Below are 22,875 nucleotides of genomic sequence, written 5' to 3' on the forward strand. Positions count from 1 at the left end.
GACTGGAGCTTGAGGCAGGCGCGCCGAAATTACCTCAGATCCTCGGCCAAAACCTGCACGATGCGCTGGGCCACTGCCGCCGGGGCCGGTTGGCCAGCTTGGTCGAGCACCGAGACGGTGCTGCGGTTGTCGGCGCTGCGCACCACGATGCGGTAGCGCTCGGGCGCTGCGGCCTCGGCCCGTGCGCCACCGAAAATGCGGCCCAAGAAGCCCGGTTCGGCGCGCTGCACCGTGGCGTCGGGGGCCACGTAGCGCACGAAGTAGAGGCCCTGGGCGCGGTCGCGGTCTTCGACCGTGAAGCCGGTGCGGTCCAGCGCCAGCCCGACGCGGCGCCAGGCGCGGTCAAAGCCTTCGTCGAGTTGCAGCACCGGCAAGTTGTTGACCGTGGCGACCCGGGCCAGCGCTTGTGCCGGGGTGGCGGCCGCAACCAAGGCTTGGGCTTGCTCTTGCGTAACGCCCAGTTGCACCATGAGGCGGCGCAAAAACTCGGCTTCCAGTTCGTGGTTGGTGGGGCGCGGCTGCCACAGCGTGCCGTCGCGGCGTTCGTTGAAGAGTTCGATCATGCCGCGGTGGCTGATGAAGATTTCGGTGCCGCCATCGGCGCGGCGCTCGAGCCGGGTGCGGAAGCGGTCGCGCTCGCCGGTGGAGTACAGGGTATCGAACAGACGCCCGAGGGTGGCGCGGATGATGTCTTGCGGAATCTGGGCCCGGTTCTCGGCCCAGTCGGTCTCCATCAGGCCCAGTTGCTGCTGGTCGAGGGTGAGGAAAAAGCCGTTTTCCTGCCAGAAGTCGCGGATCGGGCTCCAGAGCTGCTCGGGCGGGCGGTTCACCACCAGCCAGCGCTGGTCGCCGGCGCGCTCGATGCGCACATCGCCCACTTGCACGGCTGCCGTAGGAACGGCCGCCACACCGGGTTGAGCGGCCTGAAAACCGGCGGCCGTCACGGCTGCGCCGGGGGCCACGAAGCGGCTGTCGCGCTGCAATTGGGTCAGGTCGGGCGGTACCTCGAGCGTGGCGGCGGGGCGCGCGCTGCGGTAGTCGATGCGGTCTTCCTCGAGCACCGAGCAACCGGCGGCGAGCAGGGCCGCCAAGGCAAGGGCGCTCAGGCGCAAGGCGCTGGCGGCATGGGCAGGGCGGCGGGTTGGGGCAAGGAGGCTGAATTTCATGGGTGGGCTTTGAATTCGAGGCGACAGGGCAAGGCTGTGAGGCGCAGCTTACAGCAGACCGGCTTCGTGCAGGGCGCGCTCCACCAAGGCGTATTTGTCGGCACTCAGTGGCGTGAGGGGCAGGCGCAAGGCAGCGCCGCAGCGGCCGAGGCGCTCCAGCGCCCATTTGACCGGGATCGGGTTGGGTTCGACGAACAACTGCTTGTGCAGCGGCAGCAGGCGCATCTGAATTTCCATGGCGCGCTGCACCTGGCCGGCGATGGCGGCCACGCACAGCTCGTGCATCAGGCGCGGGGCCACGTTGGCGGTCACGCTCACGTTGCCGCGGCCGCCGCACAGCATCAGGGCCACGGCGGTGGGGTCGTCGCCTGAATAGACGCTAAAACCCGCCGGCGCCTGGCGGATCAGCCACTGGGCGCGTTCAATGTTGCCGCTGGCTTCCTTGATGCCAAAGATGCCGGGCAGCTCGGCCAGCCGCAGCGCGGTTTCGGGTTGCAGGTCGGCCACGGTGCGCCCGGGCACGTTGTAGAGCATGATGGGCAGATCGCCACAGGCCTCGGCAATGGCCTTGAAGTGCTGGTACTGCCCTTCTTGGGTCGGCTTGTTGTAGTAGGGCACGACTTGCAACTGGCAGTCGGCCCCCACTTGCTGGGCGTAGCGCGCCAAGGCAATGGCTTCGGCGGTGGAGTTGGCGCCGCAGCCGGCCAGAATCGGGCAGCGCCCGGCTGCTTGTTCAACCGCCACGCGGATGATCTCGCAGTGCTCTTGCACGCTCACAGTGGGCGATTCGCCCGTGGTGCCGACCACGCCGATGCAGTCGGTGCCCTGCTCAATGTGCCAGTCGATCAACTGGCGCAGGCTGGCGTAGTCCACGCTGGCGTCGGGGTGCATGGGGGTGACCAAGGCCACGATGCTGCCAGTGAGCGCAGTGATCGGTTTCGTCATAGGGTTAAAAATGGGGGTGAAATCCGGGGTGCAGGGCACATTCTACCCAGACCGGCGCAGCCGGGGTTCGGTTGGGGTCCGGCTGGCTGGTGCATCGAGCCCCGGTTGAAGCATGGGTCAAGGTGGTTTGCGCTCAATCGGCGCGCGCAAGGCCCGGATTCAGAAAAAACCGCGCCGGCTGCGCGCTGGCGTCGGCCAAGGGGCGCACGGCGCAGATGCGCTGCACAAAGCGCGCCGGTTCGGGCAGCCAGCCGTCCTCGAAAGCCAGCACCTGCAGGCCCTGGCACAGGCGCAGCAACTCGCCGCTTTGCAGCAAAAATTCGGGCCGGGAGGGCCGGCCGATGCGGGCCTGACCGTGGGCAAAGGTTTCGACGATCAGCACCGCGCCGGGCCGCAGGCTGGCCAGCAGATCGGGCCAGAGCGGGCGCCAGAGGTAGTTGGTCACCAGCACGGCGTCGAACTGCTGGCCAGGCAGCGGCCAGGGCGCGTTTTCCAGGTCGGCCTGCACGGTTCGCACCCGCCCTGCCGGGGTGGGTTCCGGGGCGGCTGGGGTGCAGAGATCGGCCAAAGAGGCCAGTGCAGCGGGGTCGCGGTCCAGCGCCGTAACGTGGCAGCCCCGCGCCGCCAGCCAGCGGCTGTGGCGCCCGTGGCCGCAAGCGAGGTCGAGCACGTGCGGGGCGGGCCCAGGAGCAGTCGCCGCGTTGCGGGCACCGGGCTGGGCCGTGTGGCTGGGCGCCACCTCATGCTCCGCATCCAGGGTGCGGCAAAGGCCGGGCTCGGGCTTGGGGCCGATCAGGTGGCTCCAGCGCAGCAGCCAGTCCGAGGGGGCGGCGTTGGGGTGGTGCGGCGGCATGCTCAAAAACAAAGCCAGATTTGGTTCGATAGCTTGAGCAGGAAGTCGGGCTGGGCGTAGAGCTTGAAGGTGAGCAGCAACAGCGCCGCCACCGCCACCCAAGCCAGCACGCGCCCGGCCACGCCGCCCAAGGCCCGGATGGCCCGGCTGGAAAGGCCGGTCCCGCTCCGATCTGGCTGGGTGGGGTTCATCATGCGGCCGCCTTCATGCGCTGCGGCCCGCGCTGAATCGGATGTTCCTTGATCGGCCAGTTCAGCGCCGCCGCCACCAGCCCCAAGCCCACGGCCAGCCCCCAGACGATGTCGTAGCTGCCGGTCAGATCGTGCAACAGGCCGCCGAGCCAAACCCCTAGGAAGCTGCCGATCTGGTGGCTAAAGAACACAAAGCCACCCAGCATCGAGAGGTGCGCCACGCCAAAGATTTGCGCCACCAGCGCGTTGGTGGGCGGCACGGTCGAGAGCCACAACACCCCCATCACGGCGGCAAACAGATAGACGCTCCACGGCGTGAGCGGGGCCAGCAAAAACAGGGTAATGGCCACCGAACGCGACAAATAGATGAAGGCCAGGATTTTGCGCTTGGCCAGCCGCTGCCCCAGCACCCCGGCGGCGTAGGTGCCCAGCACGTTAAAGAGGCCAATGAGCGCCAGCGCGGTGCTGGCCACGTGCGGCTCCAGGTTGTGGTCTTTGAGGTAGCTTGGCAGGTGGATGCCGATGAACACCACCTGGAAGCCGCACACGAAGTAGCCCGCCATCAGCAACTGGAAGCTGCGGTAGGCGCTGGCTTCGCGCAGCGCCTGCCAGATGCTTTGCTCGCGCACCGGCTGGATTTGACCAGCGGCAAAACCGGGTTCGCGCAGGCCCCAAGCCAGCGGCGCGATCAAGAGCACCGCAGCGGCCAGAATGAGCAGCGCCTCTTGCCAGCCAAAGGAAAGGATCAGGAAGCCCTCCACCGGCACCAACAAAAATTGACCGAAAGAGCCCGCCGCCGCCGCCACGCCCATGGCCCAAGAGCGGCGCTCGGCCGGCACCTGGCGGCCGATCACGCCGTAGATCACGGCAAAGGTGGTGCCGGCCTGCGCCGCGCCGATCAGCACCCCGGTGGTGAGGGCGAACATGAGCGGGGTGGTCGAGAGCGCCATGCCCACCAGCCCAAGCGCGTACAGCAGCGCGCCCAGCACCAGCACCTTGAAGGCCCCGAAGCGGTCGGCCAACATGCCGGCAAAAATGCCAAACACCCCCCACGAGAGGTTTTGCACCGCCAGTGCCCAGGAGAAATGCTCGCGCGTCCAGCCCTGTGCCTCGGTGATGGGCAGCAGCCACAAGCCAAAACCGTGCCGTATGCCCATCGACAGCATGACGATGGCAGCCCCGCAGAGCAGCACCTGGGCGATGGGCAAGCGCGGCGCGTGGGCGGTGGCGGGGCTGGTTTCGGCAGACATTGGGCAAATGTAACCAATTTGGCGCCGCTTTGCAGCGGGTGCAAATTGACCTTGCGCCCCATCACGCCCAGCCACGCCGCGCAGGGCTCGGGTTTTGCGCAGCCGCGCTAGCCAGGGGCCGAGGCCGGCTGTTGGCCCGCCTCTCTACAATGCGCCTCCATGCCAGACACCCCACCGAACGCCCCCCCCACCCCAGGCGCCTACGCCGAAAGCTCGATCCGTGTGCTCAAAGGCCTGGAGCCGGTGCGCCAGCGCCCGGGCATGTACACCCGCACCGACAGCCCGCTGCACATCGTCCAGGAAGTGCTCGACAACGCCGCCGACGAGGCGCTGGCCGGTTATGGCAAGCGCATCCGCGTCACCCTGCACCGCGACGGCTCGGTGAGCGTGGAAGACGAGGGGCGCGGCATCCCGCACGGGCTGCACCCCGAAGAGCAGGCCCCGGTGCTGGAGCTGGTGTTCACGCGCCTGCACGCCGGTGGCAAGTTTGACAAGGGCAGCGGCGGCGCCTACAGCTTCTCCGGGGGCCTGCACGGGGTGGGGGTGAGCGTGAGCAACGCCCTGGCCAGCCGGCTCGAAGTGAGCAGCTACCGCGCCGGGCAGGTGGCGCGCATGGTCTTTGCCGATGGGGCCGTGCTCGAACCCTTGAGCCTGCAAGCGGCCCCAGCCGGTGCGCGCAAGCAGGGCACCACGGTGCGCCTGTGGCCCGACCCCAAGTATTTCGACACCTCCGCCCTGCCGCTGGCCGAGTTGCAGCACCTGCTGCGCAGCAAGGCGGTGCTGCTGCCGGGGCTGTCGGTTAGCCTGAACCTAGAAGCCAGCGGCGAAACCCTGCACTGGCAGTACCAGGGCGGCCTGCGCGACTACCTGTTGCAAAGCCTGCCCGCCGAGCCGCTGATTCCGCTGTTCGAAGGTTCGGGCTATGCCGACGCCGGGCACGAGAGCTTTGCCGAGGGCGAGGGCGCGGCCTGGGCGGTGGCTTTCACCGAAGAGGGCGCCACGCTGCGCGAGAGCTACGTCAATTTGATACCCACCAGCGCCGGCGGCACCCACGACAGCGGCCTGCGCGACGGGCTGTACCAGGCCGTCAAGGGCTTTATCGAGCTGCACGCGCTGCTGCCCAAAGGGGTGCGGCTGCTGCCCGAAGACGTGTACGCCCGCGCCAGCTACGTGCTTTCGGCCAAGGTGCTGGACCCGCAGTTCCAGGGCCAGATCAAGGAGCGGCTCAATTCGCGCGACGCGCTGCGCCTGGTTGGCTCGGTGCTGCGGCCGGCGCTGGAGCTGTGGCTGAACCAGCACGTGGCGCACGGCAAGAAGCTGGCCGAGTTGGTGATCCGCGCTGCGCAAAACCGCCAAAAGGCGGCGCAGAAGGTGGAAAAACGCAAGGGCTCGGGGGTAGCGGTGCTGCCGGGCAAGCTCACCGACTGCGAGAGCCGCGAGCTGGCGCGCAACGAGCTGTTTTTGGTCGAGGGCGATTCGGCCGGTGGCAGCGCCAAGATGGGGCGCGACAAGGAATGCCAGGCGGTGCTGCCGCTGCGCGGCAAGGTGCTCAACACCTGGGAGGTGGAGCGCGAGCGCCTGTACGCCAACACCGAAATACACGACATCGCGGTGGCCATCGGGGTCGATCCGCATGGGCAGGCCGACAGTGCCGATTTGAGCGGCCTGCGCTACGGCAAGGTGTGCATTTTGGCCGATGCCGACGTCGATGGCGCGCACATCCAGGTGCTGCTTTTAACGCTGTTTTTGCGCCACTTTCCGCGCCTGGTCGAGGCCGGGCACGTGTACGTGGCGCGCCCGCCGCTGTACCGCGTCGATGTGCCCGCGCGCGGCAAAAAGCCCGCCGCCAAGGCCTATGCGCTGGACGAAGGCGAGCTGGAAGCGATACTGGACAAATGCGCCAAAGACGGGCTGGCGCGCGACAAATGCAGCATCAGCCGCTTCAAGGGCTTGGGCGAGATGAACGCCGAGCAGTTGTGGGACACCACGCTCAACCCCGACACGCGCCGCCTGCTGCCGGTGCAGCTGGGGGCGTTCGACTGGCTGCAGACCGAGGCGCGCATCGGCCAGTTGATGGGCAAGGGCGAAGCGGCAGCGCGGCGGGCGTTGATGGAGCGCGCGGGGGATGCGGTGGCGGTGGATTTTTGAAAATCGGTTATTTGCTCAAAAACGTTACGGAGATTTTTGATCGACCTAGGCCTTGGCGCCACCGGCCCGCTGCGGCACCAGCGGCAGATCCGGGTAGTTGAGCATGTCGTCGGCCTTGGCCCACTGCTGCACCAGGCGGCGCAAGTGGCTGAGGTCGTCGAGCAGGGTGTCGGCGCGTTCGGCGCTAAGCTGCTGCGCCACCACGGCCGCCAGCAGCGCGCCTTTGCCGTGCTGGTAAGCCGGTTCGAAAGCCGCTAGGGTGCGTGCCGTCTCGGCGCTCGGGGCCGCCAAGCAATGCACAGCGGCCGCCAGCACCGGCGCGATCAAGGCGCGCACGTGTTCGGGATCGGTCTGGGCGGCGGCGGCTACGGCCTGCGCCGAAGCCACCATGCGCCCGGCCTCATCGAGGTAGCGGGTGGCGCGCAGGCACAGGGTGAGCGCGTCCGAAACCTCGCGCGGCATCCTTTCGGCGCGCAAGCCGCCGATGTAGTCGGTCACGGTGGCGGCCAGTTGGCGCACCGCCTCGGCCTCTTTCTCCACCGGGCGTTCGTTTTTCAGGGCCGCGCTGGCCACCGCAGCCACGCCCGCGCGCAGCCGCTGCAGCTCGGCCTGCACCGCGCCCAGCGCCAGTTCGGGCGAGGCCGCCAAGGTGGCGTCGAGGTGCTGCGGGCGCGCCAGCTCGTCTTGCTGGCTGCGAAAACGGGTTTCGAGCCAGTCCGCCAGGCGGCCAATGAAGGGCAGCAGCAGCAGCACCCCCAGCACGTTGAACACGGTGTGAAACAGCGCCAGCTTGGCGGCGATATTGCCCACCAAGCCAAAAAACTCGGCCAGCCCGTCCACCGTCCACAGCATCAGGGGCAAAATCAGCAGCGCCACACAGCCGGTGATCACATTGAAGCCGACGTGGCCCATGGCCAGGCGGCGCGCGGAGGCGGTGGCATTGAGCGCGGCCAGCACGGCGGTGGAGGTGGTGCCCACATTGGCCCCAATAATGGCCGCTGCGGCCGTGGGCAGGCTCAGCAGCCCACCCGCCGCTGCGGTGAGGATGAGCGCAATGGCGGCGCTGGAAGACTGCGTCAGCATGGTGACGACAAAACCCACCGCCAGCGCCGCAGCCCAGTGCAGGGCGATGCCGCCCCCAAGCACCCCGGCTTCAAAGCCCGCCGCCACGCCCGAAAACGCCTCTTGCAGCAGCCCCAGGCCAATGAAGAACAGGCCAAAGCCGGTGAGCGCATCGCCCAAGCCTTGGTAGCGTTTGTCGCGTGCAATCAGGCGCAGTGCCACCCCGGCGGCGATCATGGGCAGCGCAAAGGCGTCGATGTCAAAACCGACGCCGATCAGGCTCACCAACCAGGCGGTCATGGTGGTGCCGATGTTGGTGCCAAACACCACGCCCAGCGCCTGGCGCAAATTCATGAGCCCGGCGTTGACAAAGCCGATTGCCGCCACCGTGACTGCGCTGGAGGACTGCACCACCGCCGTCACCAAGATGCCGGCCCCGACGCCACGCAGCGGCGTGGAAGTCGATTGGCTGAGCAGGCGCTTGAGCCCGCTGCCGCCAAAGGTTTTGAGGCCCTCGGTCATCATCAGCATGGCCAGCAGAAACAGGGCCAGGCCGCCAGCGGCTTGCGAGAAAGTGGTGAAGTCCATGCCGGCATTATCCCCCTGTTTTGCTCAGGAATGCGGCTCCGCGCTGCGCTTGCGCCCCGGTGCGCCGACCGGTATCAAGACAGCAGGCGTTGCTCGGCTTGTGCCAGTGCTTCGGGGCTGCCAAACAGCACCAGCACGTCGTCGGCTTGCAGCAGCAGCTCGGTCGCGGGGTCGAGGATGCGCTGGCCGTGGCGCAACAAGGCGCTGAGTTCGACGCCCGCGCCCAATTCCAGTTGACCCAAGCGGCAACCCAGCGCGGCGCAGCCTGCCGGTACGGTGACCGAGTGCAGGCGCGGCACGGCGGCCGCAGCCGTTTCCAAGGCCGGGTCGCCCTGAAACAGCTCGCGCAGCAGGCGGTAGCGGTCGCTGCGCGCCTCGCGCAGGCGGCGCAGCACGCGCGCCGTGGGCACTTGCAGCAGCGCCAGCGCGTGCGCGACCATCATCATGGCGGCTTCAAGCGTCTCGGGCACCACTTCGGTGGCACCGGCCTGGCGCAGCGCCTCCACATGGGTTTCGTCGCGCGTGCGCACCATCACCGGCAAATCGGGGTGCTGCGCGCGCACCTGCTGCAACACCTTGAGCGCAGCGGCCGGGTCTTCGTAGCTGATGATGAGCAGCCGCGCCCGCGCCAGCCCCACCGCCTCAAGCACGGCCGGGTCGGTGGCGTCGCCGTAAAACACCGGTTCGCCCGCGGCGTGGGCCTCGCGCACCAGCGTCGGGTCCAGGTCCAGCGCCACGTGCGCAATGCGCTCGCGCTCCAGAAAATTGGCCACGCTCTGGCCGATGCGGCCGTAACCGCACAGAATCACGTGTTGGTTCCAAGCGTTGGCGGCCGCCGGTTCCGGGTGTGGGGCGCTGCCCGGCGCGTTGGGAGCACCCGGCGTTGCGCGGCCCAGCAGCGCCTCGCTCAGCGGCAGGCTGTAGCGGATTAGGAACGGGCCGATCATCATGCTCAACAACACCGCAGCAAGCGCAATCTGCGCCGTGTGGCTGTCGATGCTGCCACCGGCCAGGCCGAGAGCCAGCAGCGCAAAACCAAACTCGCCACCCAAGGCCAGCACCAGCGCGGTGCGCAAGGCGGTGCGCGGCTCAAAGCCAGCGGCGCGCACCAGCAGCGTCACCAGCAGCACCTTGGCCCCCAGCAGCCCCAGCGCCCCCAGCAGCGCCCAGTGCCACACCGCCAGCAGCGCGGCCGGGTTGATCAGCATCCCGATCGAGACAAAAAACAGCCCCAGCAGCACATCGCGAAAGGGGCGGATGGTGGATTCGATCTGGTGCCGGAATTCGGTCTCGCCCAGCATCATGCCGGCCAGAAAGGCCCCAAAGGCCAGCGACAGCCCCAGGCTGTCGGTAATCGCCGCCGAGGCCAGCGTCACCAGCAGCACCGTGAGCGTGAACAGCTCGGTGGAGCGCCGCACCGCAATGGCGTGAAACAGCGGCCGCAGCAGCCAGCGCCCGGCCAGATAGACCAGCGCAAAAGCCAGCAGCGCCTTGACCAGCGCCCAGCCTAGCGGCTCGGCCAGCGAACCCGCCGCCGCCAGCCCGAGCGCCGGAATGATGATCAGGAACGGCACCGCCGTCACGTCCTGGAACACCGACATCGCCAGCCCCAAGCGGCCGTGGCGGCTGTGTTCTTCGCCCTGATCGCTCAACTGGCGCGCGATGATGGTCGTCGATGACTGGGCAAATACCGCCCCGACGACGAAGGCCGCCGCCCAGGGCAGGCCCAGCGCCCAGCCCGCCAGTGTCACCAGCGCCGTGGTTAAAACCACCTGCCCGGTGCCAAGCCAGAAAACGGTGTGGCGCAGCGCGTAAATCTGCGGCAGCGAGAAGTTCAGCCCGATGGTAAAGAGCAGGAAAACAATGCCGAACTCGGCCACCAGGCGGATGGTTTCGGTGTGGCTGATCAGGCCCGCCACATAGGGGCCGAGCAGGGCCCCGACGGCCAGATACCCCAAGCTGGCCGGAATGCCGCTGCGCTGAAACAGCGCCACCACCGCCACCGCAGCGGCCAGCAGCGCCAGCAGTTCGAGCAGCGGCGTCAAGGCGCTTTAGCGCTTGATCCAGCGGAACACGCGCATCGGCGGCACATTGCGCCACTCCCATTCAAAGCTGGGCTCGCCCATCACCGGGCTGGTGTAACTGGCCACGTGGGCGCGGAACTGGTAGGCAACGAAGCGCCCACCCGGAGCCAAATTGGCTTGGATGGCGGCCACGATGCTGTGCGCGACTTCGGTGGGCAGGGTGGAAAACGGGATGCCCGAAACCACCGCATCGGGTGCCGGCAAGCCCCAGCGTTCTAGGTGATCGCCAATGTCGGCGGCGCTGCCCTCTTGCACCAGCAGGCGTGGGTCTTGCACGCGCTGGCGCAGCCGGGCGGCGAACTCGGGGTTGAGCTCGATGGCCAGCAGCCGCGCCTGCGGGTTCATGGCGCGCAACAGGGCGCGTGTGCTGCCGCCGGTGCCAGGGCCGAGCTCGACCACGCAGCGCGCACGCGACAGATCGGTGGCGCGCACCACGCCTTGCTCCAGATAGGGCGAACTGGGCACCACCGAAGCCACCGACATCGGCTGCGCCATGAAGCCGCGCAGAAAGGCCAAGGCGTCGGCCAAGCGCGAGTCCTCGCGCGGGGTCGATTCGCTCTGGCGCTCCTCGAAAGGGTGGCTGGCGGCGACGCTGCGCGGGGGGGCATTGCGTTCTTTGTGGTTGATCGGCACTGGGGCTCCTGGGAAAAGGTCGAAGGAAAGGCAAAGCCATGAACCGACGGCTTGGCGACAACGCCGATACTGTAACCCAGCAGCGCTGGCCTTTCATGCAATTGTCACACGAGAATCCTTGGGGGAAACCACAGGCGGTGACTGGATCCGGCTTGGCTGTCGCCGAGTCTTCAAAAGACTGTCACAAAACTGCCATAATTCGAGAATACGATCGGTCTTGTCTGTCAACCATCCTTCTGAGGAACCCGATGAAACGCACCTTTCTGAAAACCGTGGCAGCCACCGCCGCGCTGGCCATGACCGGCGGCTTTGCCAAGCTGGCCACGGCTTCGACCATCATCACCGGTGCCGGCGCCTCGCTGCCGTTCCCGATTTACTCGCGCTGGGCCGAAGCCTACCAAGCCGCCACCGGTGTGCGTTTGAACTACCAGTCGATCGGTTCCTCGGCGGGCGTGCGCCAGATCCGTGCCCGCACCGTGACCTTTGGCGCCACCGACGCGCCCGTGGCGGGCGCCGAGCTCGTGCGCGACGGCATGGTGCAGTTTCCGGCCATCATCGCCGGCACCGTGCCCATGTTCAACCTCGAAGGCTTCCGCCCAGGCGAAGTGCGCATCACTGGCCCCTTGTTGGCCGACATGTTCATGGGCCGCATCGTCAACTGGAACGACCCGCGCATTGCCGCCGTCAACCCTGGCCGCACCTTCCCCAATCAGGCCATCACCGTGGTACACCGCGCCGACGGCTCTGGCACCACCTTCAACTTCACCGAATACCTCGCGGCCGTCAGCCCCGAATGGGCCAGCACCGTGGGCCGGGGTGCCACCGTGCGTTGGCCAGCCGCTTCTTCGATCGGCGGTCGTGGCAACGAAGGTTTGGCAGCCATCGTGGCCCGCACCCGCGGTGCCATCGGCTACGTGGAATTCTCGTACGCGCGGCGCAACAACATCCCGCACATGCAGATGCAAAACGCGGCCGGCAACTTCGTGCAGCCCGACGACCGCACCTTCTCCGCTGCTGCGGCCGGTGTGGACTGGTTCAGCGTGCCGGGCATGGGCGTCTCGATAGTCAATGCCGCAGGTGCCAACGCCTGGCCGATTGCCACCGCTTCCTTCATTCTGATGTACCGCCAACCGGCCAACGTGGCCGAGAGCAACGCCGTGCTGGCCTTCTTCGACTGGGCCTTCCGCAACGGCGACCAGTTGGCGATTGAGCTCGACTTTGTGCCCATCCCCGACACCTTGGCCGACGCCATTCGTACCCGTGTTTGGAACCTGATCCAGCGCACCTGATGTGCACTGGGCCTCAGTGGGGGCCTTGCCCAGCACCCGCCGCACCGACAAATTCGGTCGGCGGGTCTGTTTTTGTTGAGTATTGATAACAATTGGTGCCCGTTCTACTACCCGCCCAACCTCACCTATGGACCCATCCTTTCAGTCTCCCGATATGGGCTCGCCCCATGTGCTTGCCATCGCCCGGCGCCAGCGTTTGCAAGACGCGGTCTTTTACCGACTCTCGCAGGCTTTTGCCTTGTTGGTGTTGCTGGCGCTGATTGGCATCATTGTTACCCTGTTCATCAATGCCTGGCCGGCCTTCAGAACCTTTGGCATTGCCTTCATCTGGACCGCCGAGTGGGATGTGGTCAATGAGCAGTTCGGTGCCCTGGTGCCCATTATTGGCACCTTGGCGACCTCGTTCATCGCCATGCTGATCGGGGTGCCGCTGGCTTTTGGCATTGCGCTGTTTCTGACCGAAACCTGCCCGGTGTGGTTGCGTCGCCCGCTGGGCACGGCGGTCGAGCTGCTGGCGGCCATTCCCTCCATCATTTACGGCATGTTTGGCTTGTTTGTGTTTGCGCCCTTGTTTGCCGATTATTTCCAGGTGCCGGTGCAAGAACTAATGGCCGGTATGCCCATCATTGGTTCGATCTTTGGCGGCGCCCCGAATGGTCTGGGCATCTTGGCGGCGGGCATTATTTTGTCGTTCATGGTGCTGCCCTACATGGCCGCCGTCACGCGCGACGTGTTCGAGGTGGTGCCGCAAATTTTGCGCGAATCGGCCTACGGACTGGGCAGCACCACCTCCGAGGTGGTGCGCCATGTGGTGATGCCCTATGCCTTCAAGGGTGTGGTGGGCGCGGTGATGCTGGGGCTGGGTCGGGCCTTGGGCGAAACCATGGCCGTGACCTTTGTGATCGGCAACGCGCACCGCATACCCGAAACCCTGTTCGCGCCCGGGGCTTCGATCACTTCCACGCTGGCCAACGAGTTCGCCGAATCGTTTGGAATGCACATGTATACCCTGTTCGCACTCGGATTTTTGCTCTTCATGCTCACCTTTGTCGTGTTGGCGCTGGCGCGCTTGCTGATTGCACACGTCGAAGAAGGCAAGGGCAGCAAAGGATACTGATATGGAATTTAACCAAGCCCTCTACAACAGCCGGCGCCGCAAAAATGCCGCCATCATGGGTTTTTCGATGGTGGCCTCAGTCATAGGCCTGTCGATTCTGCTGTGGATTTTGTACGTGCTGTTTTCCAATGGCTTTTACGCCATCGACTGGGCACTTTTCACCGAAGACACGCCCGCTCCCGGCACCCCTGGCGGGGGCTTGCGCAATGCCATCGTGGGCAGCGCAATCATGGTGGGCAGCGCGGTGCTGATTTCCACCCCGATCGGCATTTTGGCTGGCATTTATCTGGCCGAGTTTGGTGACTCCAGCAAAGTCGCCAGCGTCACGCGCTTCGTCAATGAGGTGATGCTCTCGGCCCCATCGGTGGTGCTGGGCCTCTTTGTATTTGCCGTGATTGTGATGAACATGGGGCATTTTTCCGGCTATGCCGGCATGGTGGCGCTGTCGTTGATCGCCATTCCGGTGGTCATCAAAACCACCGAAAACATGATGCGCATGATCCCCGGCAGCTTGCGCGAGGCTGCTTTTGCACTGGGGGCGCCACACTGGAAAGTGGCCATCATGGTGGTGTTGCGCGGTGCCCGCGCCGGCGTCATCACCGGGATCATGCTGGCCTTGGCGCGCATCAGCGGTGAAACCGCACCGCTGTTGTTCACGGCACTCAACAACCAGTTCTTTACCCTCGACATGAACGGCCCCATGGCCAACCTGCCGGTTTGGATCTACCACATGGCCATGAGCCCATTTGACAACTGGAACGAGCTGGCTTGGGGTGGAGCGCTGCTGATTACCCTGACCGTGCTGGCCATTAACATCACGGCACGCATCGTGTTCCGTGAGCGCGTCAAGGTTTAAGGTTTTATATTTCCGAAGATTTCATCATGAGCGAATCCGCAATTGACACCAAAAACGCCATCGAGGTGCGCAACCTCAATTTTTTCTACGGTGGCTTTCATGCCCTTAAAACCGTCAACCTCGACATCGTCGAAGGCAAGGTCACGGCCTTCATCGGCCCTTCGGGCTGTGGCAAGTCCACGCTGCTGCGCACCCTCAACCGCATGTACAGCCTCTACCCGGGGCAGCGCGCCGAGGGGACGATCAGCTTTTACGGCCAGAACATTCTGGACCCCAAGCAGGATCTGAACCTGCTGCGTGCGCGCATCGGCATGCTGTTCCAAAAGCCCACGCCGTTCCCGATGTCGATCTACGACAACATCGCTTTTGGCGTCAAGCTCTACGAAAAGCTCAGCCGCGCCGAAATGGATGAGCGCGTGCAATGGGCCTTGAGCAAGGCTGCGCTTTGGACCGAAGTGAAAGACAAGCTCAAACAAAGCGGCCTGAGCCTCTCCGGCGGTCAGCAGCAGCGCCTGTGCATTGCGCGCAGCGTGGCGGTCAAGCCCTCGGTGTTGCTGCTCGATGAGCCCACCGCCTCGCTGGACCCGATTTCGACCGGCAAGATCGAAGAGCTGGTGCACGAGCTCAAAAAAGACTACACCATTGCCATCGTGACCCACAATATGCAGCAGGCGGCGCGTTGCAGCGATTTCACCGCCTACATGTATTTGGGTGAACTGATGGAATACGGCGCCACCGAGCAGATTTTCTTCAAGCCCAAGCGCACCGAGACCGAAGACTACATCACTGGAAGGTTTGGTTGATCATGAGCGACAAACATTTTTCTACGCAGTTCGAATCTGAACTGGCCCACGTCACGGCCCGCGTGCTCGAAATGGGCGGGGTGGTGGAATCGCAGTTGCGACAATGCATTCACGCGCTGCACCATTTGAGCACCGAATCCACCGGGCAGGTGCTGGAAATCGAGAAAAAAGTCAATCTGTTCGAGCTGGAAATCGATCACGAGATCATCTCGATCATGAGCCGGCGCCAGCCCACGGCACGCGATTTGCGCTTGTTGATCGGCATTTCGCGCGTTATTACCAACCTCGAGCGGGCAGGCGACAAATCGACCCGCATCGCGCGCATGGTTGATAAATTCATTCAGTCGGGGGCGCCGCGTGCACTGCCCGTCAAGTCGCTCGGTGGCAGCGCCCAGTTGGCGGCCACGCAAATTCACCGTGCGCTCGATGCCTTTGCCCGCCTCGATGTGCAGGAAGCACTGGCCGTCATCAACGACGACGACCAACTCGATGTCGAGTATGAAGCCTATTTCCGTGAGCTGAGCACCTACATGATGCAGGACTCGCGCCTGATTGGCAGCAGCATCCACCTGATGTTTCTGGCCAAGGCCATCGAGCGCATTGGCGACTTGGCCAAAAACATCGCCGAGGCCACGATTTACGTGGTCAAGGGGACGGACGTGCGCCACAGCACCGATGAGGAAAGAAGGTCGGTGCTGCAATGAGAAAGCTGCCGCGCGTGCTCGTCGTGGAAGACGAGTCGGCGATTGCCGAGCTGATTGCCGTCAACCTGCGCCACAACGGCTTTGCGCCGACCGTGGTCTATGACGGTGAAGCGGCGCAGCGCGAGGTGGATGCGATCTTGCCCGATGTGATTTTGCTCGACTGGATGCTGCCCGGTGAAAGCGGGGTGGCGCTGGCCAAGCGCTGGCGCCAGCAAGAGCGCATCAAGACGGTGCCCATCATCATGCTCACCGCGCGCACCGAAGAGTCCGACAAGGTGCAGGGGCTCGATGCGGGGGCGGATGACTACATCACCAAACCCTTTTCCACGCAGGAGCTGCTGGCGCGCATCCGCGCCGTGCTGCGCCGCCGCGCCCCGGAAATTGTCAACGACACGGTGCAGTTGGGCGATCTGTCGCTCGACGCCTCGACCTACCGCGTGATGCTCAATGGCAGCGAACTAAAAGTAGGCCCGACCGAGTTCAAGCTGCTGCACTACCTCATGAAACACCCGGAGCGGGTGCATACGCGCGGCTCCTTGCTGGACCGCATTTGGGGCGACCATGTGTTCATCGAAGAGCGCACGGTCGATGTGCATGTGAAGCGCCTGCGCGAATCGCTGGGTCTGGCCGGTGCCATGATCGAGACGGTGCGCGGGGCGGGCTACCGCATTACGTCGCAGGCCGCACCCAGCAAAGCCAAGGGCGACACCGCTGCGGCATGATGCGGCGTCTGCTGGAGCTGCTGGCTTGTACGCTGACGGTTGGCGTGTTGGCGGCGGCCCTTGTCGAGCCTGACGGCTTGGCGTTGCTCGGCAGCGCCATGGGGGCCTCGCTGTGGTTCGTATTCGACTCGCTGCGCGCCCGCCGTGTGCTCGATTGGTTGCGCCACGGCAGCGCCGCCGCGCCACCCGCTGCGGTGGGGGTGTGGGCCGAGGTGGTGGAGCGGGCCCGCAAATCCTTCAAGACCCTAAACCGCAAGTCGCGCAAGAGCGAGGTGCGTTTGCAAGAGTTCTTGGCCGCCATCCAGGCCTCGCCCATCGGCGTGGTGCTGCTCGATAAATCGACCGCCATCGAGTGGAGCAATTTCACCGCCGCCCAGCACCTGGGTTTTGATACCAAGCGCGACCTCAAGCAGCCGATTCGCCATTTGGTGCGCGATCCGGCCTTCATCGACTACCTGTCACAGGGCGACTACGCCGCCTCGGTCGAGATCGATGGCCGCGACGCCACACCCGGTCACCCGCAGCGCATTTCGATCAACCTCTACCTCTACGGCAAGGGGCGGCGCCTGATGCTGACGCGCGAAGTCACGGCGCTGGAACTGGCCGAGGCGATGCGGCGCGATTTTGTGGCCAATGTGTCGCACGAAATTCGCACCCCCCTGACGGTGGTGAGCGGCTTCATTGAAACCTTGCTGACCTTGGATCTGCCGGCACCCGAGCGGCGTCAGTACCTCGAATTGATGGGCACACAAGCCCAGCGCATGCAGAGTTTGGTGAGCGATTTGCTGACGCTTTCGCGCCTCGAAGGCAGCCCGGTGCCCGGTGTGGGCGAATGGATCGACACGCAAGCCATGCTGATGCAGGTGGTCAGCGAGGCGCAGGCGCTCTCTGAAGTGCTGGACAGCGGACCGCATCAGGTGCTGGCCCAGGGCGGCGGCCCAAGGTTCCAGATTGCGGGGGCGCGCCAGGAGCTGCACAGCGCCATGTCCAACCTGGTCAACAATGCGGTGCGCCACACCCCAGCCGGTGCGCAGGTGCGTGTGGGCTGGTGCCTGAACAGCGATGGAGGGGCCGGGTTTTATGTTAGCGACGACGGCCCCGGCATCGACGCCGAGCACCTGCCGCGCCTGACCGAGCGCTTTTATCGGGTGGACCGCAGCCGCTCGCGCGAGACCGGCGGCACCGGCTTGGGGTTGGCGATTGTCAAGCACGTGGCGCAGCGCCATGGCGGCCAGGTGTTGATCGAGAGCGTGCCCGGCCAAGGCTCGACCTTTCGCATCATCTTGCCCCCCAGTCGGGTTTTGAGTGGCGATTAGCCGCTGCTGAGGCTGGTGGGGGCGGGGGGGCTGCTTGGGCCTACTGCGGCGCAGCGGCGCCGGGCCGGCGCTCAAACACCAGCCAGACATCGCGGTTTTCGCGCAGGCGTGGCTCCTCGCGCAGCAACTGCCACTGGCGCAGATCGATTCGGTGGTTGAGCGTGGCAAAGCCTTCCGAGCTGACCACCAAGCGCGGACAGGCCGCATCGGCCGGGCCGCCGGTGATGCGCTGCACCCGCAAGCCGCCGTGGTACTGCAGCGCCGCGATTTGTTCGTGCACCAGGCCATGCACCAGCACGCATTGTTGCGCCGGGGTGAGGGCGGCCACGCGCTGGCTGATTGGCGCCAGCCCCATGCCGTGGTTGAGCACCGGCAGCCACAGGGTGAGCGCCAGCGACCAGCACAGCGTGATGCCGCTGGCCGACAACACCAGGCTTTTCCAGAGCGCGGGCTGGTGGCGACCGGTGCGCCAGGCGATCACCGACAGCCAAGCCAGCGTCAGCAGCAGCGCCGGCACAAACCCGTGGGCTTCGAAGCGGGGCACAAAATTGGGCAGCAGCTTGGCCACGTTGGCGGCCGGCTCGGCCGGCACGCCGGTCATCATGGCCAGCCAGATGATCCAGATCAGCAGGGCCGAGACGCTGAACAGCAAAATCGCCAGCCAGTCGATCAGGGCCGCCACGCTGCGCGTCAGCGTCGGCAAGGCAAAGGCCGCCAGCACCGCCAGCGGGGGCAGCGCCAGCAGCAAGATGCGGTCGCTGCCCCGGTGCAACAGGGTCGCCAGCAGCAGCGCCAACAAGCACGCAGCGGGCAGCAGCAGGTGCGGGCTGCGCCATTGGCGGCGCCACTTCCACAGCGTCCAGCCAGCCAGCAGGGCGCAGGGCCAGGTGAACCAGAGCAACAGGCGCGCCAGGCTCTCCCATGAGGCGGCCAACTGCCAATGCGGCAGCACAGCCTGCCCATCCAGCCAAGCACCGGGCCAGCCCATGGCAAAAGCCAAGGCGGCGGCGGCCAGTGCCAAGGCTGCCATGCCCCCGCGCATGGCCAGTGCCTGGGCCGCATTGGCCTGACTGGCAGCCCCTTCGGTGGCCACCATGTCGCTGGAGGCATGGGGCCCGCAGCGGCGGGCCAGTTCGCCGCTGAGCAGCAGCAACAAGGCGATGCCCGGTGCTCCGCTCAGGGCCAGACCGAACATGGCCAGCGTCCACATGCTCAGCGTGGGCATGAGGCTATTGCCGGGCTGCACGCTGCGCGCAAAAGCCGCCAAGGCCAGGGCCACGAAGGCCAGCCGCGCCGCATCGACACTTGATTGGTGTGCCAGCAGGGCCAGCCCCAAGCAGGCCAGCAAGGCCAGCAAGGCGGCGTCGGCCAAGGCGCGCGCGTAGTCAACCGGGTGCGCCTGGCCGCCAAAAGCAAAAACCACGGGTTGTGCGCCGGGCAAGCGCGCCAGGTAGTAGGCCGCGTACCAGGTGCAGATGAGGGTCAGGGCCAGCAAGGCCATGAAGGGCAATTGGGCCGCCTGGTGGGCCGGCAGCCACGGCAGGGCGTGGATGGCCAGAGCGCCCAGCCAATAGGGCAGCCAGCCGACGGTCTGGGCGCTCTCGCCCAGCAATTGCGGATGCAGCCACTGGCCGGGTTGGGCAGCGAGTTCGCGCATCACGCCAAAGGCGGCTAGGTCGGCGTTGCGCCACGGGTCGCGGCCGATAAAGCCGGGCAGGATGTAGAGCAAGCCCAGCGTCCACAACACCCAGCGCGGCAAACGCCGGGCGGAATGCTGGCTGACGATGGCGGGGGTGGGATCCATGAAAAAAGCAGCCTCGCGGCTGCTCTTGGGTGGCGTGTGGGTGGCCGGCAAACTTACTTGGCCGTGCGGGCGTAGCGGTTGCGGAATTTTTCCACGCGGCCGCCCATGTTGTCCACACTCTTTTGGGTGCCGGTGTAGAAGGGGTGCGACTCGCTCGAGGTGTCGAGTTTGTAGAGCGGCAGCTCGCGCCCGTCGTCGAGCTTGATGCTTTCGCGCGTGTTGACGCAAGAGCGAATCACGAACTGTTGGTTGTTCGACAAATCGACGAAGCAAACTTCGCGGTAGTTGGGGTGGATGCCGGATTTCATCGCTGGGTTCCTTGAGGGGCGGCGCGGCAGCCATTGCCAGCCTGTCTGACAACACTTTCCGCAAAAGCCCGAATTGTATCAGCCGCCGCGGCGCATGAGGTCGAAAAACTCGTGATTGTTCTTGGTCTGGCGCATGTTTTTGAGCACCATTTCCATGGATTCGATCTCGTCCATGTTGTACATGAACTGGCGCAGGATGCGGGTTTTCTGCAAAATCTCGGGCGCCAGCAGCAGTTCCTCGCGCCGGGTGCCGCTGCGGTTGAGCTGCACCGCCGGAAACACGCGTTTCTCGTACAGGCGCCGGTCCAGGTGCAGTTCGGAGTTGCCGGTGCCCTTGAATTCTTCAAAGATCACCTCGTCCATGCGGCTGCCGGTGTCGATCAGGGCGGTGGCGATGATGGTCAGCGAGCCGCCTTCTTCCACGTTGCGCGCCGCGCCAAAAAAGCGCTTCGGGCGCTGCAGCGCGTTGGCATCGACGCCGCCCGAGAGCACCTTGCCCGAGCTCGGCAGCACGTTGTTGTAGGCGCGCGCCAGCCGGGTGATGGAGTCGAGCAGGATCACCACGTCTTTCTTCAGCTCGACCAAGCGCTTGGCGCGCTCGATCACCATTTCGGCCACGTGCACGTGGCGCGTGGCGGGCTCGTCGAAGGTGGAGGAGATCACCTCGCCCTTGACGGTGCGCTGCATCTCGGTCACTTCTTCGGGGCGCTCATCGACCAGCAGCACCATCAGCGTGACTTCGGGGTAGTTGGCGGCCAAGGCGTGCGCGATGGTCTGCATCATCACCGTTTTGCCGCTCTTGGGCGGGGCCACGATCAGGCCACGCTGGCCTTTGCCGATCGGGGCGATCAGGTCGATCACGCGGCCGGTGATGTTTTCCTCGGTCTTGATCTCGCGCTCAAGCCGCATTTGCACCTGCGGAAACAGCGGCGTGAGGTTTTCGAACATCACCTTGTGCTTGTTGTGCTCGGGCGAGAGGCCGTTGATCTTGTCGAGCTTGTTGAGCGCAAAGTAGCGCTCGCCATCTTTGGGGGTGCGCACCTCGCCTTCGATCATGTCGCCGGTGTGCAAGTTGAAGCGCCGAATCTGGCTGGGCGAGATGTAGATGTCGTCGGTGGAGGCGGTGAAGCTGGTGTCCATGTTGCGCAGGAAACCAAAACCGTCGGGCAGCACCTCGAGCACGCCGTCGGCAAACACCTGCTCGCCGGTCTTGGCGCGCTTTTTGATGATGGCAAACATCAGCTCTTGCTTGCGCATGCGGCCGGTGTTTTCGATTTCCAGCGCATCGGCCTGCTTGAGCACTTCCGAGACGTGCAAGGCCTTGAGTTCGTTGAGGTGCATGGGGTGCGCTCCTGCGAGGAGTCGGGGAAAAGGGATGCAGGGGAAGGGAAAATGGGTCCGCGTGCAAAGACTGAGCGGACGCACTGGGTAGCCAGCGCGGGAAAACGGAGCGGGCCTTGGCAGGCAAAACGCGCCCTCGATCTCTGAGTTGTCAGATTATGACAGGAAAAACACGCAACCGAGAGGGCTGCCCGGTGCAATTAAGCCAGCCCCGTTGTGCGGGGCCTAGGCTCTGGCGGTTTTAGGCCAAGTTGGGGTCGATGAAAGCGCTCAGTTGGGACTTGTTGAGGGCGCCCACCTTGGTGGCCGCCACTTTGCCGTCTTTGAAAATCATGAGCGTCGGGATGCCGCGTATGCCGAACTGGGCCGGCACTTGGCGGCTTTCATCGACGTTGATTTTGGCAATTTGCAGCTTGCCCTGGTAGTGGGTGGCCAGCTCGTCCAGAATGGGCGCCACGGTGCGACACGGACCACACCACTCGGCCCAGAAATCGACCAACACCGGCAGGGTGGACTTGAGCACGTCGGCATCGAAGCTGCTGTCGGTGACTTGCTTGATCAGGGGATTGGCCATGTGGGATTGCCTCGCTATTTTGAGTCGCTGCGGAACTAAGGGCGGGTTCGGGAAAATGGGGGGGGTGACGAGCCTCGACCCCGGCACTGGATTCACAGTTAGGGCTGCTTGGTTCCCCACCTGACCCGGTTGGCCGCTTCACCATGCGGGAAGGCCCGTCGGGGTCGATTGTATGCCAATGTGCCGAGTGCGCGCAGGCGTGTGCGCTGAAGGCCACTGGGCGCGCAGGCAGGCCCGGGGGTGGGCGTTACACTGCGGCTTTTGCTTTTTTGCTTCCCGATGGATATTGTTTTGCTGCTCAAGGCCGCCGTGATGGGGCTGGTGCAGGGCATCACCGAATTTTTGCCGATTTCCTCCACCGGGCACCTGATCCTGACCTCGGCGCTGCTCGGGCTGTATGGTGAGAAGGTGCGCGTGTTCGAGGTGGTGATCCAAGTCGGGGCGCTGCTGGCGATCGTGTCGGTCTACTTCGAGCGGCTATGGACCACCGCGCGCGGGCTGCCGCGCGGCGATGCGGTGGCGTGGCGCTTCACCAGCAACCTGGTGATTGGCTGCCTGCCGGCGGTGCTGCTGGGGGTGCTGTTTTTTGATTTCATCACCGGGGTGCTGTTCAACCCGCTGGTGGTGGCCTCTACGTTCATCTCGGGCGGGCTGGTGATTTTGTGGGTGGAGGCGCGTCAGGCGCGCCAGCCGCCGCAGCGCATCCAAGAGGTGGATGCGGTGGGCTGGCGCGATTCGCTCACCGTGGGCTTAATCCAGTGCCTGGCGCTGGTGCCGGGCGTGAGCCGCTCGGGTGCCACCATCATCGGGGCCATGGCCTTTGGCTTTTCGCGCCGCGCCGCCACCGAGTTCAGCTTTTTTCTCTCGATCCCGATGCTGGTCGGGGCCGCAGGCTACGACCTGTTCAAGAACGCCGATCTGCTCACGCGCGCCGACCTGCCGTTTTTTGCCGTCGGGTTGATCGTCACGTGGCTGTCGGCTTGGGCTTGCGTGCGCTGGCTGCTGCGCTACGTGGCGCAGCACACCTTTGTGCCCTTTGCCTGGTACCGCATTGGCTTTGGGCTGTTGGTGCTGCTTACCGCCTACATGGGCTGGGTGGACTGGACGCGCTGAAAGCGCGC

Annotated in this window: 21 protein-coding genes and 1 other RNA gene; 9 read left to right on the plus strand and 13 right to left on the minus strand. The window is 65.3% G+C overall.

All coding sequences use genetic code 11. The features are described from left to right. Positions 1-29: 29 nt before the first annotated feature. The 5 genes from bamC to SRAH_RS09465 form a co-directional block, all read right to left on the minus strand. Positions 30-1,166, minus strand: coding sequence for an NlpB/DapX family lipoprotein (gene bamC / locus SRAH_RS09445; RefSeq protein WP_045477032.1), 1,137 nt, complete (start codon positions 1,164-1,166; stop codon positions 30-32). Positions 1,167-1,214: 48 nt separating this feature from the next. Beyond that, positions 1,215-2,111 carry a 4-hydroxy-tetrahydrodipicolinate synthase gene (gene dapA, locus SRAH_RS09450; protein WP_029463103.1) on the minus strand — a complete coding sequence of 299 codons (897 nt, stop codon included), beginning with the start codon at positions 2,109-2,111 and terminating at the stop codon, positions 1,215-1,217. A gap of 133 nt (positions 2,112-2,244) precedes the next feature. Beyond that, complete coding sequence (locus SRAH_RS09455; RefSeq protein ID WP_045477035.1) at positions 2,245-2,964, minus strand: class I SAM-dependent methyltransferase; 720 nt, start codon at positions 2,962-2,964, stop codon at positions 2,245-2,247. A gap of 2 nt (positions 2,965-2,966) precedes the next feature. After that, positions 2,967-3,158, minus strand: a complete 192-nt coding sequence (locus tag SRAH_RS09460; protein WP_149028969.1) for a hypothetical protein — start codon at positions 3,156-3,158, stop codon at positions 2,967-2,969. Beyond that, on the minus strand, positions 3,155-4,405 hold the full coding sequence (locus SRAH_RS09465; RefSeq protein ID WP_029463106.1) for an MFS transporter: 1,251 nt from the start codon (positions 4,403-4,405) through the stop codon (positions 3,155-3,157). Before SRAH_RS09465 ends, SRAH_RS09460 begins: the two co-directional genes overlap by 4 nt. A 159-nt stretch (positions 4,406-4,564) precedes the next feature. Here SRAH_RS09465 and SRAH_RS09475 point away from each other — a divergent pair, with 159 nt between their 5' ends. Next, positions 4,565-6,553 carry a DNA topoisomerase IV subunit B gene (locus SRAH_RS09475; protein WP_029463107.1) on the plus strand — a complete coding sequence of 663 codons (1,989 nt, stop codon included), beginning with the start codon at positions 4,565-4,567 and terminating at the stop codon, positions 6,551-6,553. Positions 6,554-6,598: 45 nt separating this feature from the next. On the opposite strand, the gene SRAH_RS09480 is transcribed toward SRAH_RS09475, so the two are convergent. The 3 genes from SRAH_RS09480 to SRAH_RS09490 form a co-directional block, all read right to left on the minus strand. Further along, the gene (locus SRAH_RS09480; protein ID WP_029463108.1) at positions 6,599-8,203 is read right to left on the minus strand and encodes a Na/Pi cotransporter family protein; all 1,605 of its coding nucleotides are present in this window, start codon (positions 8,201-8,203) and stop codon (positions 6,599-6,601) included. A gap of 74 nt (positions 8,204-8,277) precedes the next feature. Next, entirely contained in the window at positions 8,278-10,248 is a 1,971-nt protein-coding gene (locus SRAH_RS09485) for a monovalent cation:proton antiporter family protein (RefSeq protein WP_029463109.1), read from the minus strand. Between the two features lie 6 nt (positions 10,249-10,254). Further along, complete coding sequence (locus tag SRAH_RS09490) at positions 10,255-10,920, minus strand: class I SAM-dependent methyltransferase (protein WP_197537875.1); 666 nt, start codon at positions 10,918-10,920, stop codon at positions 10,255-10,257. Positions 10,921-11,168: 248 nt separating this feature from the next. Here SRAH_RS09490 and pstS point away from each other — a divergent pair, with 248 nt between their 5' ends. From pstS to phoR, 7 genes are all read left to right on the plus strand, one after another. Then, entirely contained in the window at positions 11,169-12,209 is a 1,041-nt protein-coding gene (gene pstS / locus SRAH_RS09495; RefSeq protein WP_029463111.1) for a phosphate ABC transporter substrate-binding protein PstS, read from the plus strand. A gap of 127 nt (positions 12,210-12,336) precedes the next feature. Further along, a complete protein-coding gene (gene pstC, locus SRAH_RS09500) occupies positions 12,337-13,326 on the plus strand; it encodes a phosphate ABC transporter permease subunit PstC (protein WP_029463112.1) in 990 nt (329 codons plus the stop codon). Between the two features lies 1 nt (position 13,327). Next, on the plus strand, positions 13,328-14,182 hold the full coding sequence (gene pstA, locus SRAH_RS09505) for a phosphate ABC transporter permease PstA (RefSeq protein ID WP_029463113.1): 855 nt from the start codon (positions 13,328-13,330) through the stop codon (positions 14,180-14,182). A gap of 26 nt (positions 14,183-14,208) precedes the next feature. Further along, entirely contained in the window at positions 14,209-14,985 is a 777-nt protein-coding gene (gene pstB, locus SRAH_RS09510; RefSeq protein ID WP_029463114.1) for a phosphate ABC transporter ATP-binding protein PstB, read from the plus strand. Positions 14,986-14,987: 2 nt separating this feature from the next. Next, entirely contained in the window at positions 14,988-15,689 is a 702-nt protein-coding gene (gene phoU / locus SRAH_RS09515) for a phosphate signaling complex protein PhoU (RefSeq protein ID WP_029463115.1), read from the plus strand. After that, entirely contained in the window at positions 15,686-16,411 is a 726-nt protein-coding gene (gene phoB, locus SRAH_RS09520; protein ID WP_029463116.1) for a phosphate regulon transcriptional regulator PhoB, read from the plus strand. The genes phoU and phoB overlap by 4 nt, the downstream gene beginning before the upstream one ends. Beyond that, positions 16,408-17,727, plus strand: coding sequence for a phosphate regulon sensor histidine kinase PhoR (gene phoR, locus SRAH_RS09525; RefSeq protein ID WP_029463117.1), 1,320 nt, complete (start codon positions 16,408-16,410; stop codon positions 17,725-17,727). Before phoB ends, phoR begins: the two co-directional genes overlap by 4 nt. Before the next feature lie 40 nt (positions 17,728-17,767). On the opposite strand, the gene SRAH_RS09530 is transcribed toward phoR, so the two are convergent. The 5 genes from SRAH_RS09530 to ffs form a co-directional block, all read right to left on the minus strand. Next, positions 17,768-19,531: a hypothetical protein gene (locus tag SRAH_RS09530; protein WP_029463118.1), complete on the minus strand. Its 1,764-nt coding sequence runs from the start codon at positions 19,529-19,531 to the stop codon at positions 17,768-17,770. 53 nt (positions 19,532-19,584) lie between these two features. Further along, on the minus strand, positions 19,585-19,839 hold the full coding sequence (locus SRAH_RS09535; RefSeq protein WP_029463119.1) for a type B 50S ribosomal protein L31: 255 nt from the start codon (positions 19,837-19,839) through the stop codon (positions 19,585-19,587). 78 nt (positions 19,840-19,917) lie between these two features. Continuing rightward, positions 19,918-21,180: a transcription termination factor Rho gene (rho, locus tag SRAH_RS09540; RefSeq protein ID WP_029463120.1), complete on the minus strand. Its 1,263-nt coding sequence runs from the start codon at positions 21,178-21,180 to the stop codon at positions 19,918-19,920. Between the two features lie 241 nt (positions 21,181-21,421). Continuing rightward, entirely contained in the window at positions 21,422-21,754 is a 333-nt protein-coding gene (gene trxA / locus SRAH_RS09545) for a thioredoxin TrxA (RefSeq protein ID WP_029463121.1), read from the minus strand. Between the two features lie 63 nt (positions 21,755-21,817). After that, an RNA gene (ffs, locus tag SRAH_RS12125) (signal recognition particle sRNA small type) lies at positions 21,818-21,914 on the minus strand. 119 nt (positions 21,915-22,033) lie between these two features. Between ffs and SRAH_RS09550 the strand changes: the two genes are divergently transcribed. Continuing rightward, on the plus strand, positions 22,034-22,867 hold the full coding sequence (locus SRAH_RS09550; protein WP_029463122.1) for an undecaprenyl-diphosphate phosphatase: 834 nt from the start codon (positions 22,034-22,036) through the stop codon (positions 22,865-22,867). The last annotated feature ends 8 nt before the right edge of the window (positions 22,868-22,875 follow it).

It is taken from the genome of Serpentinimonas barnesii (assembly GCF_000696225.1).
In the GTDB taxonomy this organism is placed as follows: Bacteria; Pseudomonadota; Gammaproteobacteria; order Burkholderiales; family Burkholderiaceae_C; genus Serpentinimonas; species Serpentinimonas barnesii.

Bases quoted from the DNA above. Each gene is read 5' to 3' on its own strand.
- SRAH_RS09460 (WP_149028969.1), bottom strand. From the start codon at position 3,158: ATGATGAACCCCACCCAGCCAGATCGGAGCGGGACCGGCCTTTCCAGC.
- pstA (WP_029463113.1), top strand. From the start codon at position 13,328: ATGGAATTTAACCAAGCCCTCTACAACAGCCGGCGCCGCAAAAATGCC.
- SRAH_RS09480 (WP_029463108.1), bottom strand. From the start codon at position 8,203: ATGGACTTCACCACTTTCTCGCAAGCCGCTGGCGGCCTGGCCCTGTTT.
- trxA (WP_029463121.1), bottom strand. From the start codon at position 21,754: ATGGCCAATCCCCTGATCAAGCAAGTCACCGACAGCAGCTTCGATGCC.
- phoB (WP_029463116.1), top strand. From the start codon at position 15,686: ATGAGAAAGCTGCCGCGCGTGCTCGTCGTGGAAGACGAGTCGGCGATT.
- SRAH_RS09475 (WP_029463107.1), top strand. From the start codon at position 4,565: ATGCCAGACACCCCACCGAACGCCCCCCCCACCCCAGGCGCCTACGCC.
- phoU (WP_029463115.1), top strand. From the start codon at position 14,988: ATGAGCGACAAACATTTTTCTACGCAGTTCGAATCTGAACTGGCCCAC.
- SRAH_RS09550 (WP_029463122.1), top strand. From the start codon at position 22,034: ATGGATATTGTTTTGCTGCTCAAGGCCGCCGTGATGGGGCTGGTGCAG.
- pstS (WP_029463111.1), top strand. From the start codon at position 11,169: ATGAAACGCACCTTTCTGAAAACCGTGGCAGCCACCGCCGCGCTGGCC.
- rho (WP_029463120.1), bottom strand. From the start codon at position 21,180: ATGCACCTCAACGAACTCAAGGCCTTGCACGTCTCGGAAGTGCTCAAG.
- bamC (WP_045477032.1), bottom strand. From the start codon at position 1,166: ATGAAATTCAGCCTCCTTGCCCCAACCCGCCGCCCTGCCCATGCCGCC.
- dapA (WP_029463103.1), bottom strand. From the start codon at position 2,111: ATGACGAAACCGATCACTGCGCTCACTGGCAGCATCGTGGCCTTGGTC.
- SRAH_RS09535 (WP_029463119.1), bottom strand. From the start codon at position 19,839: ATGAAATCCGGCATCCACCCCAACTACCGCGAAGTTTGCTTCGTCGAT.
- SRAH_RS09530 (WP_029463118.1), bottom strand. From the start codon at position 19,531: ATGGATCCCACCCCCGCCATCGTCAGCCAGCATTCCGCCCGGCGTTTG.
- phoR (WP_029463117.1), top strand. From the start codon at position 16,408: ATGATGCGGCGTCTGCTGGAGCTGCTGGCTTGTACGCTGACGGTTGGC.
- SRAH_RS09455 (WP_045477035.1), bottom strand. From the start codon at position 2,964: ATGCCGCCGCACCACCCCAACGCCGCCCCCTCGGACTGGCTGCTGCGC.
- pstB (WP_029463114.1), top strand. From the start codon at position 14,209: ATGAGCGAATCCGCAATTGACACCAAAAACGCCATCGAGGTGCGCAAC.
- SRAH_RS09465 (WP_029463106.1), bottom strand. From the start codon at position 4,405: ATGTCTGCCGAAACCAGCCCCGCCACCGCCCACGCGCCGCGCTTGCCC.
- pstC (WP_029463112.1), top strand. From the start codon at position 12,337: ATGGACCCATCCTTTCAGTCTCCCGATATGGGCTCGCCCCATGTGCTT.